Source organism: Halolamina sediminis (assembly GCF_001282785.1).
In the GTDB taxonomy this organism is placed as follows: Archaea; Halobacteriota; Halobacteria; order Halobacteriales; family Haloferacaceae; genus Halolamina; species Halolamina sediminis.
The window spans coordinates 955,899-972,664 of the sequence record NZ_CVUA01000001.1 but is presented as its reverse complement, the minus strand read 5'-3'; the positions used below and the strand labels follow the sequence as shown (position 1 = coordinate 972,664).

Genomic DNA, 16,766 nt, shown 5'->3' with positions numbered 1-16,766 from the left:
TCAGGCGACCTCACCCTTCATACTCCGCACGCGGATGGCGTCGGCGACCTCCTGGGGGAGGCTCTGTTCGGTACCGTCGTCGAGCCGGACCGTCACCATCCCGAACGGCGCCACGTCGACGATATCGATCTCGGTCTCGGGCGTGAGCCCCGCCTCGGCGAGGTAGTCTAGCTCCTCACGGTTGCGGTGGGGAACGCGCGAGACGACGACGCAGTCGCCCTCTCCGAAGCTGGTGAGGCGCTCGCCGGCCTCCTCGTCGACGGGGTCGAGCGTCTCCGTCGGGATCGGGTCGCCGTGGGGGTCGACTGCCGGATCGTCCAGCGCCTCGGCCATCCGCCGTTCGAGGTTCTCGCTGATGTGGTGTTCGAGCGTGTCGGCCTCGTCGTGGACCTCCGACCAGTCGAAGTCGAGATGTTCGGCGAGGTACGCTTCGAGCAGGCGGTGGTGGCGGATCACTTCGAGCGCGACCGTCCGGCCCTCGTCGGTGAGCTCGACGCCGCTGTACTTCTCGCGCTCGATCAGTCCGCGGTCGGCCAGCTTCTCCATCATGCTGGTCACCGTCGGCGGGGTCTTGTCGAGGTACTCCGCGACCGCGGAGGTGGAGACGGGCGCGCCCTCCTCGCGCTGGATAACGTAGATAGCTTTCAAGTAGTCCTCCATCGCGTCGCTCAGCATGTCGAACGATACGTTTCGACGCGGCAAAAGATCCCCGGTGACGGCGACGAGGCGGGGGCGAGAACTGTGGAGTTAAGCCCCCGGGACCCCTAGCCGAGAGTGAATGAAACTCCGACGCGCCCTGAGCTACGTCACCCTCGGTATCGGCGCCGCCGCGGCCGGTAACGCCCTCCTCCGACGCGACGCCGGCGACCTCCCGCCCGCACTGGACGGGATGCAACGCACCTACCGCTGGCGCGGGATGAACGTCAGCTACACCGAGGCCGGCGACCCGGACGACCCGGACCTCGTCCTCCTGCACGGGCTCAACGCCGCCGGCTCCTCGGGCGAGTGGCGCGGCGTGTTCGACGCGCTCAGCGAAGAGTACCACGTGATCGCGCCGGACCTGCCGGGGTACGGCCGCTCGGATCGGCCGCCGATCCGCTACTCCGCGACGCTGTACGAGGCGTTCGTCAAGGCGTTCCTCGGGGAGTTCGGCGATGACGACGGCCCCGCGGTGATCGCCTCCTCGCTCTCGGCGGCGTACGCCGCGTCAGCGGCGCAGACGGCCCCGGTCTCGCGGTTCGTGCTCGTCTGTCCGACCACCACGACCGGTCCCGGCGGAGGAACGTGGGTGCGCGAACTGGTCCGGGCGCCGCTGGTGGGGGAGGCGCTGTTCAACGCGGTGACCTCGAAGCCGGCGATCGAGTACTTCAACGCCGATCACGGCTACGCCGATCCCGACGGCCCCGAGGAGGAGTGGGCCGAGTACGAGTGGCAGACTGCCCACCAGGAGAACGCCCGGTTCGCCCCGGCGGCGTTCCTCGCGGGCGATCTCGACAGCGAACTCGACCTCGGCGGGACGCTCGCGGCTCTCGACGTGCCCACGACGATCGTCTGGGGCCGGGAGACGGAGCTGACGCCGGTGTCCCAGGGCGAGGAGCTCGCACGCGCCGCGGGCGCGGAACTGCTCGTGTTCGACCGCGCGAAGCTGCTGCCCCACGTCGAGCGCGCCGACGCGTTCTTGGAGTACGTGTTGGCGGGGACGCTTCCGGACGACTACTCGGTGATCCGTGAGTACGATCCGAGTGGGGGTGATGAAGGGACGGGCGAGGACGCCGAGGAGACTGAAGAGACGGACGAGGAGTCGGAGACGGAAGCGGACGACGAATCGGACGAGGAGTAGTCGCGTCGTCGTTCCCGTACGTCAGCAGTGTGGTTTCGTTTTTCGCTCGGTGGTTCGGTGACTGCAACAGCGACCGCGACAGCAACAGCAGCTCGAAGCTAGACCACTTGTGACCGCAGGGCGCCGGGCACGAGGCCCGGCGCAGTTCCGAGTCCCCACCCCTCCCCCCGCGCTCGCCGACCGCTGGCGAGCGCGAGGCGTCCACCGCTCCCGCACCGCGGTCGCTGTCGGCGCGTGACGTGAGCAGAGCGAGACCGGCGGTCTCGCTGGCAGTGCGGGCGACGCGTGGGTCGCCCGCACGACGCCTCCGTGCGCGAACGAGCGCGCAAGGTCCTCGCGAGTGAACCGAGCGAGGGCACGAGAGAGCTTGCTCTCTCGGAGGACGAGCGACCGTCGGGAGCGAGTCGGCTGGGGAGGTCTGTGGGCTGTGCCGGGCGGTGCGGCCACAAGTGGTCTAGTCTCGAACTGCTGTCGCCGTTGTAGTTGCTGTCTCTGTAGCCAACGATCGAACCGTTGTACTGGCCTCGCCCACCAGCAATCGAACCGCTGCTACTACCCCCAAACACCAACGATCGAGAAAACGTATCCATCGCGACCCAACACGGAAACCGAAACGTCACACCACCCCCAAAACCGATCAGACCGGCCGGAGCACCAGCACGTCCGCGCCGGTCGTCTCGCTCGCCCCAACGTCGACCGCAACCTCGTCGCCGACGCCGACGGTCCCCGGCTCGGCGTCGACGACGATGCCCGTCACCCGCGCGGGCCCGAAGTCGACGACCGCCGTGTCGTACGGCGCGTCGGCCTCGAACGCCGGCGCCGCGACGTGGACGGTCGTGACCGTCGCGACCGTCCCCGTCTCGGGAAGCGGTTCCTCGGTGAACTCGGTCGACCCGCAGTCCGGGCAGACCCGCCGGGGCGGGAGCAGCCCGTGGCCGTTCTCGCACTCGAGGTAGTAGCCGTCGTCGGCGACGAACGCGTGCAGCCACTCGTCGAAGCCCGCGTCGCTCATTCTGCCACCTCCAGCACGTGCACGACTGCGGACGCGACCGTCCCACCCGCGTTGTGCGTGACGCCGACCTCGGCGTCCTCGACCGCGTCGCTGTTGGGATGATCGCCCCGGAGCAGTCTGGTCATCTCCGCGATCTGTGAGCCGCCAGTCGCGCCGACGGGGTGACCCTTCGCTTTCAGCCCGCCGGAGAGGTTCACGGGGACCTCGCCGTCCGCACGGGTCTCGCCGCGACGGGCGGCGCCGAGCCCCTCGCCGGGCTCGTACAGCCCCAGCGACTCGATCGCGAGCACCTCCGCGATCGTGAAGCAGTCGTGGACTTCCGCCACGTCCACGTCGGCGGCGTCGATCCCGGCCTCGCCGTAGGCCATCGCGGCCGCGTCGTCCGCCGCGGGTGTGCGGGCGAGGTGGTCGCGGTCCTGCAGCGCCATGCGGTCGGTCCCCTGCCCGGTGCCGACCACGGCCACGTCGGCCGACACGTCGTGTTCGGCGGCGTACGCCTCGCTCACGAGCACGATCGCCGAGGCGCCGTCGGTGATCGGACAGCAGTCGAACAGTCCCAGCGGCTCCGCGACCGGCGGGGCGTCCAGCGCCTCCTGCACCGAGAGTTCGCGCTGGTACTGGGCGTACTCGTTGGGGATCGCGTTGTCGTGGTTCTTCGAGGCGACGTTCGCGAGGTCGGTCTTGAGCTCGTCCTTCTCAACGTCGAACGCCTCGCCGTAGGCGGTCGCCATCAGCGCGTACGCCGCGGGGAATGTGACGCCAGCGCGGACCTCGAACAGCTCGTCGGCGGCGATCGCCAGCGCCTCCGTCGCCTCTGCGGTGTCTTGGTTGGTCATGCGCTCGACGCCGCCGGCGAGCACCACGTCGGCCTCGCCGGAGCGGACGGTCCGGACCGCCTCGCGGACGGCGACGCCCGCGGAGGCACACGCCTCCTCGTAGCGCGTCGCCGGGCAGTCGAGGCCGGCGGCCTCCGCCAGCAGCGGTGCCATGTGGCCCTGCCCCTCCGAGAGCGAGCCGGCGAAGTTGCCGACGTTCAGCTGTTCCACGTCGTCCAGCGGGACGCCGGCGTCCGCCCGCGCGTTCAGCGCGGCCTCGGCGAACAGGTCGCGGCCGGTCCGTTCGGGGTGCGAGCCGAAGTGGGTGAGCCCCACGCCAGCCACGCGCACACCAGTCATACCCCGGCGTTAGAGTGGTTCAGCTAAAGGCCTGCCGGAGTCGGTGAGCGGCGGTACGTCCCGGCGACGTTCCGGCAGGTCCTTCCCGACGCCGTTCCTTCCACCGGCCATGTTTAGCGACGCGTTCGTCGGACTCGCCTGCACCGACTGCGACGCCAGTCTCACCGTCGAGGACGCCGAGCCCGAAGCCATCGCCGGCGCCGGCCCGTGTCCCGACTGTGGCGCGCCCCGGGTGCCGGAGTACGATCTCGGCCGCGTGGATTCCGACGCGGTCCGTGCGGGCCCGCGAGCCTGGGACCGCGACGCCGTGCTCCCGTTCACGGCGGAGACGGCGCTCTCCGCCGCGGAGGGCGCCACCCCGAGTGTCGACGCGCCCCGAATCGCCGACGAACTCGGCCTCGGGAGCGTCGAGATCAAAGACGAGGCGCGCAACCCCACCGGCTCGGTGCTCGACCGCGGGCTCTCCGCAGCCGTGACCGCCGCCGACGCCGCCGGCGCGGAGCTCGTTGCCTGCGCGTCGCCGGGCAACGCCGGCCAGTCGATGGCGGCCTACGCCGGCCGGGTGGACCTGCGCTCGTACGCGTTCGTCCCGACGCGGTCGCCGTTCTCGAACAAGGCGATGGTGAACGTCCACGGCGGCGAGATGAAGGTCGTCCCCGGCCGGCTCGGCGACGCGGTCGACGCGCTCGCCGAGGAGCTCCAGTCCGACTACGTCGATCTGGGGGCGTTCGCCTCGCCGTTCCGCCACGACGGGCTGAAGACAGTCGCTTACGAACTGCTCGCGGATCGGGGCTGGAAGACGCCGGACGCCGTCGTGCTCCCCGCGGGGACGGGCGAGCTGGTCGTCGGCGTCGTCGACGGCCTGCAGGAGTGCCGGGAGCTCGGGCTGATCGACGACCTGCCGACGGTGTACGCCGTGCAGGCGGCCGGCTGCGCGCCGATCGCGGCGGCGTGGGAGGCGGGGACGATCGCGACCGAGCCCTGGGAGACGCCGGACACGATCGTCGGCGAACTCGAGGTCGCGGATCCGCCGGGCGGCGATCTCGCGCTCGCCGCGCTGGAGGAGGTCGACGGCGAGGCGCTGACCGTCGAGGACGCCGACGCACTGGAGAGCGCGGTTGCGGTGGCCTCGACGGAGACCGTCGAGGTGGGGCTGGCCGGCGGCGTCGCCGCGGCGGGGCTGTGGGCGCTCGCCGAGGACGGCACGCTCGCCGAGGACGACGAGGCGGTCGTGCTGAACACCGAGGCGGCGACGAAGGCGCCGGACGTGCTCCGGAGCCACCTGATGGGACAGGGCGTCTGAGCGCTGCTCACCCCCGGAGGTCCCAGTCGGCGTCGGCCACCTCGACGCGTGCGGCCTCCTCGTCGTCGACGATCGCCCGGAACGCGAACGTGTGGCCGTCCCGATCGAGTCGGATGTCGACGCTGGTGGCGTCGACCGTGAACTCCTCCTCGATGCGCTCCGGTCGACCGTCCTCCCGCTCGGCGCGGACGCCGTAGTCGCCGTAGCTGAACTGTTTGGCCGTCTCGACGAACCCGTCCTCGTCGAGGACGTCGGCGTCGACGGCGTCGTGGCTGCTGGCCTCCCGGACGACCAGCGTGTACGTGTTCGCCCCCATGGTTCTGTTGTTCGGTAGCATTCACCAAGAAAACGGCGGCGGTCGCGGGTCCGCGATCGGCCGCACCGAGCGAACGGATAGCCGGCATCCGGGACGCTTTCCTTTCCCCCCACCAACCCCGACCCATGTCCGACACCGCGCTCGTGATCGGCGGCACCCGCTTCGTCGGCCGCCACACCGTCGAGGAACTGCTGGATCACGGCTACCACGTCACGATCTTCAACCGCGGCAACCACGACAACCCCTTCACCGACCGCGAGGGCGTCGACCACGTCGAGGGCGACCGCCGGGACGACACCGACCTGAAGGCTGCCAAGCTGTCGGTCCAGCCCGACATCGTGATCGACTGCGTCGCGCACTACCCCGCGGACGTGGCGATCGCGACCGACGTGTTCGCGGACGTGGACGGCTACGTGTACATCTCCTCGGGCGACGCCTACGGCGCGGAGGAGATCCCCAAACGCGAGGAGTCGACGCCGATGCGCCCCTGCACCGACGAGCAGGCAGTGGACGACTCCGGCGAGACCTACGGCAACCGCAAGGCCGAGGGCGACCGGGAGATCGTCGCGGCCGCCGAGGAGGGCGTGAACGCGATGTCGGTCCGACCCTGCATCATCTACGGCCCGTACGACTACACCGAGCGCATGGACTACTGGCTCGACCGCGTCGACAGCCACGACCGCGTGGTCGTCCCCGGCGACGGGCAGAACCTCTGGCACCGCGCGTACGTCGAGGACGTCGCGAGCGCGCTCCGGATCGTCGCCGAGGACGGCGAGCCCGGGGAGTTCTACAACGTCGGCGACCGCACGGCCGTCACCGTAGAGGAGATGCTCGAGCTGATCGCGGACGCGATGGACACCGATATTGAGGTCGTCCACGCGGGCGAGCGGGAACTCGCGGCTGCGGGGTTGGCGCCGGCGGAGTTCGTGCTGTACCGCGACTACCCGCACCTCCTCGCGACCGGGAAGCTCGCCGACCTCGGCTGGGAGTCGACGCCGATCGAGGAGGCGATGGCTCGAACCGTCGAGGAACACCGCGACTCCGACCGCGACGGGAGCGAGCACGACCCCGGCCGGGAGAACGAGGAGGCGGTGCTGGACGTGTTGGATACGCTCTGAGCGGCCCCTTCCGTCACCGCGGGCGGAACGCCCGCAGCGTCTCCCCATCGGCCGCGAACAGCAGATCGTCGGCGACGGCCATCGTCGTGCCGATCCCGTCGTTCGGCCGCGACCAGCGTTCGGTGCCGTCAGTCGGGTCGAAGCAGTGGAGGGCGTCCTCGCCGTGGAGCAGCACGGACTCGCTGGCGACGACCGGGCGCGCGGTCGGCGTCACGGACACGTCCCACGCCTCGCTGCCGTCGGTGGTCGAGAGCGCGTACAGGCCCGGCTCGTCGCCGCTGGAGACGCCGACGTAGAGGCGGTCCGGGCCGGCGCTCACGTGGTGCATTCCGGGCGGAACCCCGGTGTCCCAGCTGTGCCCGTCCTCGCCGACGGCCGCCGCCGAGGCGCCGCCGAAGAACGGTTCGGTCGAGAACACCGTCCCGTCGCGATAGAGCCGTTCCGCCGGGAAGTCGTACCCCGGGTCCGGCTCGGTCAGTCGCTTCCCGTCCGCAGCGGAGAGGCGCCACGCGCGCTGTCCCTCGGTGCCGCTGGGGACGAACACGGTGTCGTGGCTGGCGAACAGGCGGCGCGTCCACGGCTCCGCGACCTCGGTCCGCCAGCGTTCGCTCCCGTCGTCGAGCGCGTCGGCGACGACAGTCGGGGTCTCGCCCGCGTCGTCCAGTTGGATCCAGTAGAGGCTGTCGCCGGTCGCGAGGACGCTCACTCGGGGCGGGAGCGCGCTGTCGTCCGTCGAGTCGTCCCGTCCCGGCGTGTCGATCCGCCGCTGCTCGGTTCCCTCGGCGCCGAGCGCGACGATACCCGCGTCCGTCGGCACGTAGAGCGTCTCGGAGACGATCCGAGGGGTGAAGGCCGACTCACCGATCGACCGACGCCACCGCTCCTCGCTGGATCGGGCGTCGAGCGCGACCACGTCGCCGTCGGCCGTCCCGACGTACACCGACCCGAACGCGACGGTCGGTGCCGAGAGCGCGGCGTCGTCGGCGAACCGCCAGAGCTCGCCGACCGCCGTCGTGGGGCCGGCGGCGTCGGTGGCGTTGCTGAACCCGGGGTCACAGCCGGGCATCCGCCACGTCGAGTCGACGCTGTCGGGTGGTTCCGGGGTGGGCGAATCGGTGGTAGTTCCGGTGGCAGTTCCGTCCGGTGGGGTCGACGCTGTCGGCGTTTCGCCGCCGTCGAGGCAGCCGGCGACGGCGGCTGTGCCGAGGCTCGCGAGGAGGGCGCGCCGCGAGTGCGGGGGCATCGACGGCGCGTTCGCTCGCCGCGGGTAAGTGCTTTCTCCGTCCGACGGCGCGTGCCCTCAGAACTCCATCTCCCGGCTCTCCTCGCTGATGCCGGCGACCTCCCCCTCCAGCCACTCGCGGAACCACTTCACGCGTTTGAGGCGCTGGTGGCCGATCGACTCGGCGGTGTCGCTCTCGACGCGGTCGCAGTGTTCCTGCCCGCGTTCGAGCACGCGGTCGACCATCTCCGCGGCGTCCATGTGCGTGCGGGCCTCGTACCCCATCCGGAGGAGCATCAGGACGGTGCCGTTGGCGCCGACCTTGTCCAGCACGTCGCCCTCGATCAGGCACTGCGTCTCCAACGACACGTCCGAGAGCGGCCCCTGGTAGGAGTGGTCCGCGACGACGTTACAGACCTCGTCGACGAAGGAGTCGGGGAAATCCCCCCGGCTCTGGAGGTACTCGCGGGCCACGCGGGCGCCGGCGTCGGCGTGCCGGTCCTGCTCGGCTTCGAGCTTGGACACGTCGTGGAACACGGCGGCCACGCGGACGACGTGGACGTTCGCCCCCTCCGCCGCCGCGATCTCGCTCGCGATCTCGACGACGTTGCGGATGTGGTTGAAGCGGTACTCCGCGGAGTGCCACGGGTACCAGCGCATCCGGCCGCCGTCGTCCTCGCTCTCGACGCTCGCGGCGAGGTAGTCGTGGACGAACTCCTCCATCGCGGCGAACTCCTCGGCGGAGACGGGCGCGTCCCTTATTTCGACGCCCATACTGGTCCTCCGGGTTCGGTCGTACAGCGTTCGTGTTTCATTACTGGAGAGGACGGTCGTTTCGCTCTTAGTCGTTGCGGGACGGGCAAACACGCCGTCTCGTGGATTCCCACCGCAGTCTACCACCGAGAGCGACTCGTCGTCGCAGCCTCCCCTCGTGGTCCGAACCGTTAGGTAGCCCGAGGTGCTGCCCAGCCACATGACCGAGCAACTGTATCTGGAAGCCGCCACCGTCGACAGCTTCGACGCGACCGTCGAGCGGACGGTGAGCGACGACCGCATCGTGCTCGACCGGACCCACTTCTACCCCGAGGGGGGCGGCCAGCCTGCCGACCACGGCACGATCAGGACCGAGGACGGCCGCGAGTGGCGGGTCGTCGACGTACAGAAACACGACGGGATCCACCACTACCTCGAACCGGGGGAGGGAGTCGACGACGAACTCCCCGAGGCCGGCGCGACGGTGACGGGCGAACTCGACTGGGGGCGACGGTCCAGTCACATGCGCTACCACACGGCCCAGCACCTGCTGTCGGCGCTGCTGCTCGACGAGTACGACGCCGAGACGACGGGGAATCAGGTGCGAGCCCACAAGGCGACGCTCGACTGCGCCTACGAGCGCTTCGGCGACGACGAACTCCGACAGGTCGAGGATCGGATGAACGAACTCGTCGAGCAGGCTCGCCCGGTGGAGTGGTACGTGCTCGATCGCGAGACCGCGGAGGCGGAGCTCGATCCCGAACGGACGCGGCTCTCGTTGCTGCCTGACTCGATCCAGGAGATTCGGATCGTCGAGATCGGCGGTGTAGACGACGGCTCGGAGCCGTTCGACCGCACTGCCTGCGCAGGCACCCACGTCGAGAACACCGAGGAGATCGGCGAGGTGACCGTGACGGGCCGGGAGACGAAAGGGAGCGACGAGGAGCGGATCACGTTCGAACTCGCATGAACGTCCGGCAGGTCATCCCGAAGGCGTCGACGATCCCGGAACGCTGGAGTTCGGCGTGAGCGGCAAGCTGGCCGACGACGACCACGCGGAAACGGTTCAGCGACCACCCCGACGCCGTCGTGGTGGCCGAACCCGGCGGCGACGCGTTCTGGTCGGAGTGAGCCGGGAGAAACGTCCGCGCGATCGTGACGGAAAACATCGTGTTCGGCGGAGAATACAACGCGTAGATTTATCGCCGAAGTATCACAACTCTCCCGCATGGACGACATCGAGATGCCCGACCCGCAGTACCTCCGAATCGGCCCCGAAGAGTTCGAGACCGTCCTCGGCGGGTTCGAGAGCGTCGGCAGCGGGATCGGCAACGTCCCGGAGCTCACCGAGCCCGTGACGTTCGACCTCCGGTACCTGCTCGATGAGAACTACGAGTTCGAGGCGACCGACCACCGAGGCTACGTCGATCTCGTAGAGATGTTCCGCGACGCCGAGTGGGTCGACCTCGACGACGCGACGCTGTACGACGGTGCGAACCTCGAGTTCAGCACGTTCCTCGCCGGCTCCGGGTTCGGGTCGACGCCGACGAACGTCACCGACGAACTCACGCCCGGAGGGGACAGCGACCTGCTGGCGTACGTTCCGATGTCGTGGGACTGGGAACGCGACAGCGAGCCGCCGGCGGTGTTTATCGCACCCGGCGGTGTCGCGGCGACGTTCGACGCACAAACCGCTGACGACGTCGACGCCGCGCTGACGGTGACGATGGAGCACGCACTCGAAAGCGCCGCCGACGCCGGAAAGGAGCCGGACACGAGCGTCGTCTCGGCCGATCGGATCGAAGAGTTCGGCGACGAATGTCCCGACTGTGGCGCGGTGCTCGGCGGCGACGAGAACTTCTGTCCCACCTGCGGCCACGAGCTCCGGACGACGGAGTGTCCCGACTGCGGGACGGGCCTCGACGGCGGCGAGAACTTCTGTCCGAACTGTGGCTTCGAAGTGGCCTGACGGTCACTGACCTGCTACGCTATCGGGACGAGTCCGTCCAGAGGTACGCTTTTACTGCTCCCACCGAAAAGTAGTCAACCATGACCGACGACGACCGATCGCTCTCGCGGCTCGGACGAGTCGCGCTCGGACTCGGCCTCGCACTGCAGGCCAGCGAGGACTTCCGGGATATGGAGGACAGTGTCGAGTACGCCGACTCGGCGGGCGTGCCGATGCCCGAGACGATGGCGCCGCTGGGTTCCGGGACGATGCTTCTTGGCGGGCTCGGGATCGCGTTCTGGCGGCTCCCGCGGCTCGCGACGGGCGCGGCCGCGACGTTCCTCGCGGTGGTGACGCCGACGATGCACGACTTCTGGACCGAGGAGGACGGCAGCGGCGAGCGGCTCGCCTTTTTCGGCAACCTCGCAATGCTCGGCGGCGTACTCGTGTTCCTGCGGGAGGCGTGGCGGCGGGACTGAGCCCGGCGCTCAGTCGTCCGTCGGCCCTGCCAGCACCGACGGCCGTTCGGCGACCGAGGCGTCGGTGACGAGGGAGACGCCGACGACGAGGACGAGACCGACGACCATCCCGACCACCGACGACGACCAGCCGCCGAACGTCTCCATCACGCCCGGGACGACGACCCCAAGCACCGTCGTCGTCTCGCCGGCCGGCGGCGTAAACGTCGTGACCGTGTAGAACAGCTGGCTGCCGAGGATCCCCGCGAGCATCCCCCACAGCGTCGTTCGGGACCAGTAGAGCGCGACGATCACCGGCGGGGCGAGCTGGGCGAACCCGCCGAACGCGGTGTCGCCGATCACGAACAGCGACGGCGGGTTGTAGAGGCTGGCGAGGAACGCCAGCGTCGCGAAGACGGCGACGCCGATCCGGGCGATCAGGTCCTCGCGGCGCTCGCTGGCGTCGGCGTTGACGAACGGCCGGTAGAGGTCGCGGGTGAAGTACGACGAGCCCGACAGCAGCATCGAGTCCGAGGAGGACATCATCGCCGCCATCGCGCCCGCGACGACCAACGCTGCGAACCACGTCGGCGTGTACTCCGCGAGCAGCCCCGGGAGGATGTTGCCGCTCTCGGGCATCGGGACGCCCAGCCCGGCCGCCCACGCGCCGAGCATGAACGCCGGGACGAAGAGGAGGAGGACGACGATCGGCCACAGCGCCATCGTGCGCTTCAGCACTTTCTCGGAGTCGGCGACGAAGAAGCGCTGATTGACTTGCGGGAACATCGCGACGCCGAAGGCGATGCCGATAGCCTGTGAGAGCATCCACTGCGGCGAGTAGACGCCGCCACCCAGCGAGAGGAACTCCGGGTTCGACGACGCGATCGCGTCGGTCGCGGCACCGACCCCGCCGACGGCAGAGAGCACCCAGACGAACGCCGCCCACACCATCGTGAGCATGAACAGCCCTTGGAGCGTGTCCGTCCACGCAACGCCGCGCATCCCCGAGAGGACGACGTAGACGATCATGAACGCGGTGATCAGCCCCGCGCCGGCCCAGTAGGGGACCGCGCCCTCGGTGAGCGCCGACAGCGCGCCGCCAGCCCCGACCTGCTGGAGCATCACGTACGGGAACAGCCAGAATAGCGAGACGCCGGCGACGAGCCCGCGGAGCAGCGGCGAGCCGAAGCGATCTCCCAGCATCTCGCCCAGCGTGACGTAGCCGTGTGCCTTCCCGACGAGCCACTGCTTGTAGCCGACGACGTACCAGAGCACGCCGAAGATCACCCCGTCCATCAGCCCCATCACGAGGATCCACTCCGGCCCGTTGCCGTAGGCGATGTTCGGGCCGGCGAAGAAGGTGAACGCCGACAGGAGGGTGGCGAACGTGGTGAACAGCAGCACCACGGTTCCGAGCGTCCGGGAGGCGAGGTAGTAGTCTTCGGCGGTGCGGTCGGTGAGGCGGTAGGCGACCAGCCCCACCCCCAGCGCGAGCAGGAGGTAGGCGACGACGATCCCGATCTGGATCGACACCGCGGACTGGAGGATCACGCCGACCACCTCCCCATCCAGACACCCCAGCCGCGCCGTGTGAACACGGCGAAAACGACCGACGCGAGCACCATCCAGCCGATATGCCACCAGAGCCAGACCGGGAGGCCGGCGACGACGGCCGAGCGGTCCCAGAGGAACCACGGGATCGCCAGCGCCATCAGCACGAACAGGATCGCTCCCCACGCGAACGAGCTGGTTCGGTTCGGCATCGTGGAGCCGAATTCCCCCCGATACGTGAAAACAGTAACGAACTATCGCACAAACTCAGCTCTTGAAGAAAAATATCTTTCAACACGGCGTCGTCGGTCGACAGCCGCAGCTGGCGGGCCGAAAGTGGCAGAAAACGTCCTCGGGGGAGGTCGGCGAGGGAGCGGCTCAGTCGTCGGCGTCGACAGGGTCGGGGCTGGGGACCGTCACGTCGGGAAGGCCGGTCTCGATCTCCTCGCGGCGGCCCTCGAACTTCCCGGGGAGGACGAGTCGGCCGCCGAGGTCGTCGAGCGGTTCGTCGCTGTCGTAGCCGGGGCCGTTGGTCGCGAGCTCGAACAGCACGCCGGCGTGTTCACGGAAGTACACCGAGCGGAACCAGTGGCGATCGATCTGTGCGGTTGGATTGAGACCGCGCGAGCGGACGGCCGACCGCATCCCTTCCTGATCCTCGTCGGTCGGGGTCTGGAACGCGACGTGGTGGACGGTGCCGTGGCCGTTGCGCCCGCCCTGAATCGTCGGCAGCACGTCGACGTACTTGCCCACGGGCCCCTCGGCGGCGAAGCGAGTCCGCTCGTCGCCGGGCGTGTCGCCCTCGGCCTGCTCGGTACCGACGCGGTCGAACCCCATCGTCTCCAGCAGTTCCTCTGTCGGGTCGGGATCGGCGAGCCACAGCGTCACCGAGTGGAAGCCCCGGATCGCGGCGTCAGCGGGGACGAACTCCGTCCACGCGGTCGTCGGGTCGTCGTCACCGATCTCGGTCTCGACCAGTTCGAGGGGGAGGCCGTCGGGGTCGCGGAACGGCAGGCCGGTCTCGCTGAACCGCTCGACGCGCTCGTCGTAGTCGACGCCGTGCTCGTCGAAGCGCTCCTCCCAGTAGTCGAGGCTCCCCTCGGGGACCCGGAACGCCACCCGGGAGACCTGCCCGGAGCCGACCTTCCCCTGTGGGAGATCCTCCCACGGGAAGAACGTCATGCTCGTCCCGGGCGTCCCCTCGGCGTCGCCGAAGAAGAAGTGGTACGTGCTCGGGTCGTCCTGATTGATCGAGCGCTTGACGAGCCGGAGGCCGAGGGTCTCGGCCCAGAAATCCATGTTCCGCTGTGGGTCGCCGGCGACGCAGGTGACGTGGTGGATCCCCGGCGTCGGTGTTGGGTCAGCCATACGCCACGTAGGCGTTGGAGGGACTTGAGTGCGCGCTGACGTGGGTGTTACCGGGAAGTGACGGTACTGGAAGCAGTGTACAGTTCCGGGCGGATTCGAACCGCGAGGACTTCGCTTCGTCGCCGGCGGCATCGCCGCCGGCTGCCAGCGGGACCTCTGGTCCCGCCTCGCTCGTCCTCTAGGCGTCGAATTCGCTACGAGCTATTCGTCCTCACTTCGTTCGGACAGAATAGTTCCGGGCGGATTCGAACCGCCGTCATGGGCTTTCTCTCGTGCCAGATCGAACTGAACACGTCCAAAGGCCCATATGATTGGCCACTACACCACGGAACTGTATCGGAAAGAAGCGGCCCGCCGTACAAGAGTATTACCGTTCCACTCAGTCCGACGCCTCCTCGCACGTCCCCGCGAGGTAACAGCACGCGTCGGCCTCGGCGTCGAAGCAGTCCGGACACTGGTCCTCGCGGTCGATGATCGTGTCGAGTCGCTCGGCGACCGTCTCGTCGATGACGGGTTCGAGCTGCTGGGCCTCGTCGCGGAACTCCTCGACGCCGAGGACGTTCGCGAGGAAGCGCTCGATGATACAGTACGTCTGGAGCGCGCTCTCGGCGCGGGCGATCCCCTCGTCAGTGAGCGTGACGCCCTTGTACTTCTCGTGTTCGGCGAGCCCGCGCTCCTCCAGCTTGCCGATCATCTCGTTGGCGCTGGCGGGGCTCACGTCGAGCGAGTCGGCGACTCGACCCGTCGCCGCGGGGCCGTCGTCCATGCGCTGGACCAGGTAGATGGCTTTCAGATACTGATTGGCCGTGTTCATTCGCGAGCCTCCATGATCCGGGTGACCTCCTCGACGCCCTCGGCCTCGTCGTCGCGGATCGCCGTCAGCACGGAGAGCACGCGATCGCGGTCGAGCGTGAACGCGGCGTCGCTGGCCTCGATGGCGTCGATCAGGTCGTCGTAGAACTTGTAGGCCGTCTCCTCGTTGCAGAGTTGGTCGTACAGTACGCCGTCGAAGTCCTCGGGCTTGGTGCGGCCGTAACGAGCCTCGACCAGCGTCTCGACGTCCTCGAACGGGATCGAGTCGGCGTCGAGCGCGTCCACCAGCTCCTCCAGCTGCTCGCGGTGGCGGGCGGACTCCTCGGCAGCGTCCTCGAGTAGCGCCTCCACGTCGGCTTCGAGGTCGCGGTCCTCCTCCGCGAGGCTCTGGTAGTGTCGATACGCGCGCGCTTCGACGACTTCCTCCAGCACCACGCCGATCTGGAGGAGGCGGGCGAGCTGGTGGTCGGAGTCGACCTGCTGGTCGACGCTCACGGCGACCACCGCCGGTTGGCGACCGATACCGTCCTCATCGCCTCCGACTCCGTGAGGGAGGGACTTAAGCCCGGCCTTTCGACGGGTCCCCCGACCGCCGACCCAACCCGGAACGCCGAAGCCGACGGAGTTCCAACGGGGCCCCGTGTCCTCCCGCGACCGGACAGCGCTCGCCCTCGTCGTCTGGGCGGTGATGCTCTCCCAGACGCTGCTGTACCCGGGAGTGGACCGGCTCGTCGCCGCGATGGGGCTGGGCAGCGGGAACTACCTCGACGCGGGCACGTGGTTCCTCGCCGCGGAGTTCGCCGCGTTCGCGCTCGCCGCCGGCGTCTGGGGGGCCGCGAGCGACACCGTGGGACGACGGATCCCCTTCGTCGCCACCGGCGCGGTGCTGGGTGCAGTGGGATACGGCGTGCTCGGGCTGCTCGGACCCACGGAGCCGGCGATGTGGCTCGTGCTCGTCGTGCGGTTCCTGCAGGGCGCCGCCACCGTCGGCGCGTTCTCGCTGGCGATGTCGATGCTCGCCGATCTCGGCGAGGGGAACGGCCGGAACATGGGTGCCGCCGGAATCGCGATCGGCCTCGGGACCGCGCTCGGCGCGCCGTTGGGCGGGCAGCTCTACTCGATCGGCCCGTTCGTCCCGCTCTGGGCGGGTGCCGGGCTGTTGACACTCGTCGGCGCGGCGACGCTGGTGGTCTCCGACCACGCACCCGAGGGCGACGACGAGGGGATCCGCGAGGCGCTGGGTGCGCTCCGTCGCACGCCGTCGCTCGTCGTGCCGTTCGCGTTCGGCTTCGCCGACCGCATGACGGCTGGCTTTTTCGCGCTGGTCGGCACCGTCTACTTCCGGACGGCGTTCGAGCTCTCGCCCGCCGAGACCGGGATCACGCTCGCACTGTTTTTCGCCCCGTTCGGCCTGCTCCAGTACCCCTTCGGCCGGCTCTCGGACCGCTTCGGCCGCACCGCCCCGATCGTCGCCGGCTCGGCGTTCTACGGGATCGTCGTGCTGGGTATCGGCGCCGCGGAGGGGGCGTTCCCGGCGCGCAGTGACGCGCTGCTGGCGGTCCAGTTCGGGATGGTCGCGGTCGGCGTGCTCGGCGCGCTGATGGCGCCGGCGACGATGGCGCTGGTCGTCGACCTCGCGCCCACGGGCGAGCGTGGCGTCGCGCTCGGGGGGTTCAACATCGCCGGGAGCCTCGGCTTCCTCGCGGGCGTCGTCGGCGGCGGGCTGATCGCCGATGACGTCGGCTACCCCGCCGCGTTCGCGTTCGCCGGCGGCGCGGAGATCCTGCTCGCGCTGGTCGCGATCCCGGCGTTTCTCAAACTGCAGATCAGCCGGGAGAAGATGTTCAGTTAGCCGGCCAGGACGGCACGTACACGACCACGTAATCGTC

19 protein-coding genes and 1 tRNA gene are annotated in these 16,766 nt (G+C 69.5%); 7 read left to right on the top strand and 13 right to left on the bottom strand.

Annotation, left to right across the window (positions count from 1 at the left end; all coding sequences use genetic code 11):
- A complete protein-coding gene (locus tag BN1959_RS04960) occupies positions 1-675 on the bottom strand; it encodes a metal-dependent transcriptional regulator (RefSeq protein ID WP_053947594.1) in 675 nt (224 codons plus the stop codon).
- A 103-nt stretch (positions 676-778) separates the two neighbouring features.
- Between BN1959_RS04960 and BN1959_RS04955 the strand changes: the two genes are divergently transcribed.
- Complete coding sequence (locus tag BN1959_RS04955; RefSeq protein WP_053947593.1) at positions 779-1,840, top strand: alpha/beta fold hydrolase; 1,062 nt, start codon at positions 779-781, stop codon at positions 1,838-1,840.
- A gap of 637 nt (positions 1,841-2,477) precedes the next feature.
- On the opposite strand, the gene BN1959_RS04950 is transcribed toward BN1959_RS04955, so the two are convergent.
- Together BN1959_RS04950 and BN1959_RS04945 are read right to left on the bottom strand one after the other, a co-directional pair.
- Complete coding sequence (locus BN1959_RS04950) at positions 2,478-2,852, bottom strand: Zn-ribbon domain-containing OB-fold protein (RefSeq protein ID WP_053947592.1); 375 nt, start codon at positions 2,850-2,852, stop codon at positions 2,478-2,480.
- Positions 2,849-4,027: a thiolase C-terminal domain-containing protein gene (locus BN1959_RS04945; protein ID WP_053947591.1), complete on the bottom strand. Its 1,179-nt coding sequence runs from the start codon at positions 4,025-4,027 to the stop codon at positions 2,849-2,851. Before BN1959_RS04945 ends, BN1959_RS04950 begins: the two co-directional genes overlap by 4 nt.
- A gap of 109 nt (positions 4,028-4,136) precedes the next feature.
- Between BN1959_RS04945 and BN1959_RS04940 the strand changes: the two genes are divergently transcribed.
- On the top strand, positions 4,137-5,330 hold the full coding sequence (locus tag BN1959_RS04940) for a pyridoxal-phosphate dependent enzyme (protein ID WP_053947590.1): 1,194 nt from the start codon (positions 4,137-4,139) through the stop codon (positions 5,328-5,330).
- A gap of 7 nt (positions 5,331-5,337) precedes the next feature.
- Here the strand turns inward: BN1959_RS04940 and BN1959_RS04935 are convergent, their stop codons facing one another.
- Positions 5,338-5,646 (bottom strand): hypothetical protein, encoded by a 309-nt coding sequence (locus BN1959_RS04935; RefSeq protein WP_053947589.1) that lies wholly within the window; start codon positions 5,644-5,646, stop codon positions 5,338-5,340.
- A 125-nt stretch (positions 5,647-5,771) separates the two neighbouring features.
- On the opposite strand from BN1959_RS04935, the gene BN1959_RS04930 reads away from it, so the two are divergent.
- The gene (locus BN1959_RS04930) at positions 5,772-6,764 is read left to right on the top strand and encodes an NAD-dependent epimerase/dehydratase family protein (RefSeq protein ID WP_053947588.1); all 993 of its coding nucleotides are present in this window, start codon (positions 5,772-5,774) and stop codon (positions 6,762-6,764) included.
- 13 nt (positions 6,765-6,777) lie between these two features.
- On the opposite strand, the gene BN1959_RS04925 is transcribed toward BN1959_RS04930, so the two are convergent.
- Both BN1959_RS04925 and BN1959_RS04920 read right to left on the bottom strand, forming a co-directional pair.
- Positions 6,778-8,007: an outer membrane protein assembly factor BamB family protein gene (locus tag BN1959_RS04925; RefSeq protein WP_053947587.1), complete on the bottom strand. Its 1,230-nt coding sequence runs from the start codon at positions 8,005-8,007 to the stop codon at positions 6,778-6,780.
- A gap of 57 nt (positions 8,008-8,064) precedes the next feature.
- Positions 8,065-8,760 (bottom strand): HD domain-containing protein, encoded by a 696-nt coding sequence (locus tag BN1959_RS04920; protein ID WP_053947586.1) that lies wholly within the window; start codon positions 8,758-8,760, stop codon positions 8,065-8,067.
- 199 nt (positions 8,761-8,959) lie between these two features.
- Here BN1959_RS04920 and BN1959_RS04915 point away from each other — a divergent pair, with 199 nt between their 5' ends.
- Entirely contained in the window at positions 8,960-9,709 is a 750-nt protein-coding gene (locus BN1959_RS04915; protein ID WP_053947585.1) for an alanyl-tRNA editing protein, read from the top strand.
- On the opposite strand, the gene BN1959_RS04910 is transcribed toward BN1959_RS04915, so the two are convergent.
- The gene (locus BN1959_RS04910; protein ID WP_053947584.1) at positions 9,690-9,908 is read right to left on the bottom strand and encodes a hypothetical protein; all 219 of its coding nucleotides are present in this window, start codon (positions 9,906-9,908) and stop codon (positions 9,690-9,692) included. The genes BN1959_RS04915 and BN1959_RS04910 overlap by 20 nt on opposite strands.
- A gap of 59 nt (positions 9,909-9,967) precedes the next feature.
- On the opposite strand from BN1959_RS04910, the gene BN1959_RS04905 reads away from it, so the two are divergent.
- Both BN1959_RS04905 and BN1959_RS04900 read left to right on the top strand, forming a co-directional pair.
- The gene (locus BN1959_RS04905) at positions 9,968-10,708 is read left to right on the top strand and encodes a zinc ribbon domain-containing protein (RefSeq protein ID WP_053947583.1); all 741 of its coding nucleotides are present in this window, start codon (positions 9,968-9,970) and stop codon (positions 10,706-10,708) included.
- 80 nt (positions 10,709-10,788) lie between these two features.
- Complete coding sequence (locus tag BN1959_RS04900) at positions 10,789-11,166, top strand: DoxX family protein (RefSeq protein WP_053947582.1); 378 nt, start codon at positions 10,789-10,791, stop codon at positions 11,164-11,166.
- Positions 11,167-11,175: 9 nt separating this feature from the next.
- Here the strand turns inward: BN1959_RS04900 and BN1959_RS04895 are convergent, their stop codons facing one another.
- From BN1959_RS04895 to BN1959_RS04870, 6 genes are all read right to left on the bottom strand, one after another.
- Positions 11,176-12,693 carry a sodium:solute symporter family protein gene (locus BN1959_RS04895; protein WP_053949319.1) on the bottom strand — a complete coding sequence of 506 codons (1,518 nt, stop codon included), beginning with the start codon at positions 12,691-12,693 and terminating at the stop codon, positions 11,176-11,178.
- Positions 12,693-12,908: a DUF3311 domain-containing protein gene (locus tag BN1959_RS04890; RefSeq protein WP_053947581.1), complete on the bottom strand. Its 216-nt coding sequence runs from the start codon at positions 12,906-12,908 to the stop codon at positions 12,693-12,695. Before BN1959_RS04890 ends, BN1959_RS04895 begins: the two co-directional genes overlap by 1 nt.
- Before the next feature lie 166 nt (positions 12,909-13,074).
- On the bottom strand, positions 13,075-14,064 hold the full coding sequence (locus BN1959_RS04885) for a ring-cleaving dioxygenase (protein ID WP_053947580.1): 990 nt from the start codon (positions 14,062-14,064) through the stop codon (positions 13,075-13,077).
- 230 nt (positions 14,065-14,294) lie between these two features.
- Positions 14,295-14,397, bottom strand: a tRNA-Gln gene (locus BN1959_RS04880).
- Positions 14,398-14,443: 46 nt separating this feature from the next.
- Positions 14,444-14,878 carry a metal-dependent transcriptional regulator gene (locus BN1959_RS04875; RefSeq protein ID WP_053947579.1) on the bottom strand — a complete coding sequence of 145 codons (435 nt, stop codon included), beginning with the start codon at positions 14,876-14,878 and terminating at the stop codon, positions 14,444-14,446.
- Positions 14,875-15,372: a ferritin family protein gene (locus BN1959_RS04870; protein ID WP_053949318.1), complete on the bottom strand. Its 498-nt coding sequence runs from the start codon at positions 15,370-15,372 to the stop codon at positions 14,875-14,877. Before BN1959_RS04870 ends, BN1959_RS04875 begins: the two co-directional genes overlap by 4 nt.
- Positions 15,373-15,517: 145 nt before the next feature.
- On the opposite strand from BN1959_RS04870, the gene BN1959_RS04865 reads away from it, so the two are divergent.
- Positions 15,518-16,729, top strand: a complete 1,212-nt coding sequence (locus BN1959_RS04865; protein WP_237560302.1) for an MFS transporter — start codon at positions 15,518-15,520, stop codon at positions 16,727-16,729.
- Positions 16,730-16,766 lie beyond the last annotated feature (37 nt).

Excerpts from the sequence above, each read along its gene's own strand:
- BN1959_RS04935 (WP_053947589.1), bottom strand. The coding sequence starts at position 5,646 with ATGGGGGCGAACACGTACACGCTGGTCGTCCGGGAGGCCAGCAGCCAC.
- BN1959_RS04890 (WP_053947581.1), bottom strand. The coding sequence starts at position 12,908 with ATGCCGAACCGAACCAGCTCGTTCGCGTGGGGAGCGATCCTGTTCGTG.
- BN1959_RS04925 (WP_053947587.1), bottom strand. The coding sequence starts at position 8,007 with ATGCCCCCGCACTCGCGGCGCGCCCTCCTCGCGAGCCTCGGCACAGCC.
- BN1959_RS04955 (WP_053947593.1), top strand. The coding sequence starts at position 779 with ATGAAACTCCGACGCGCCCTGAGCTACGTCACCCTCGGTATCGGCGCC.
- BN1959_RS04920 (WP_053947586.1), bottom strand. The coding sequence starts at position 8,760 with ATGGGCGTCGAAATAAGGGACGCGCCCGTCTCCGCCGAGGAGTTCGCC.
- BN1959_RS04910 (WP_053947584.1), bottom strand. The coding sequence starts at position 9,908 with ATGTTTTCCGTCACGATCGCGCGGACGTTTCTCCCGGCTCACTCCGAC.
- BN1959_RS04915 (WP_053947585.1), top strand. The coding sequence starts at position 8,960 with ATGACCGAGCAACTGTATCTGGAAGCCGCCACCGTCGACAGCTTCGAC.
- BN1959_RS04900 (WP_053947582.1), top strand. The coding sequence starts at position 10,789 with ATGACCGACGACGACCGATCGCTCTCGCGGCTCGGACGAGTCGCGCTC.
- BN1959_RS04945 (WP_053947591.1), bottom strand. The coding sequence starts at position 4,027 with ATGACTGGTGTGCGCGTGGCTGGCGTGGGGCTCACCCACTTCGGCTCG.
- BN1959_RS04905 (WP_053947583.1), top strand. The coding sequence starts at position 9,968 with ATGGACGACATCGAGATGCCCGACCCGCAGTACCTCCGAATCGGCCCC.
- BN1959_RS04950 (WP_053947592.1), bottom strand. The coding sequence starts at position 2,852 with ATGAGCGACGCGGGCTTCGACGAGTGGCTGCACGCGTTCGTCGCCGAC.
- BN1959_RS04885 (WP_053947580.1), bottom strand. The coding sequence starts at position 14,064 with ATGGCTGACCCAACACCGACGCCGGGGATCCACCACGTCACCTGCGTC.
- BN1959_RS04930 (WP_053947588.1), top strand. The coding sequence starts at position 5,772 with ATGTCCGACACCGCGCTCGTGATCGGCGGCACCCGCTTCGTCGGCCGC.
- BN1959_RS04875 (WP_053947579.1), bottom strand. The coding sequence starts at position 14,878 with ATGAACACGGCCAATCAGTATCTGAAAGCCATCTACCTGGTCCAGCGC.
- BN1959_RS04960 (WP_053947594.1), bottom strand. The coding sequence starts at position 675 with ATGCTGAGCGACGCGATGGAGGACTACTTGAAAGCTATCTACGTTATC.
- BN1959_RS04940 (WP_053947590.1), top strand. The coding sequence starts at position 4,137 with ATGTTTAGCGACGCGTTCGTCGGACTCGCCTGCACCGACTGCGACGCC.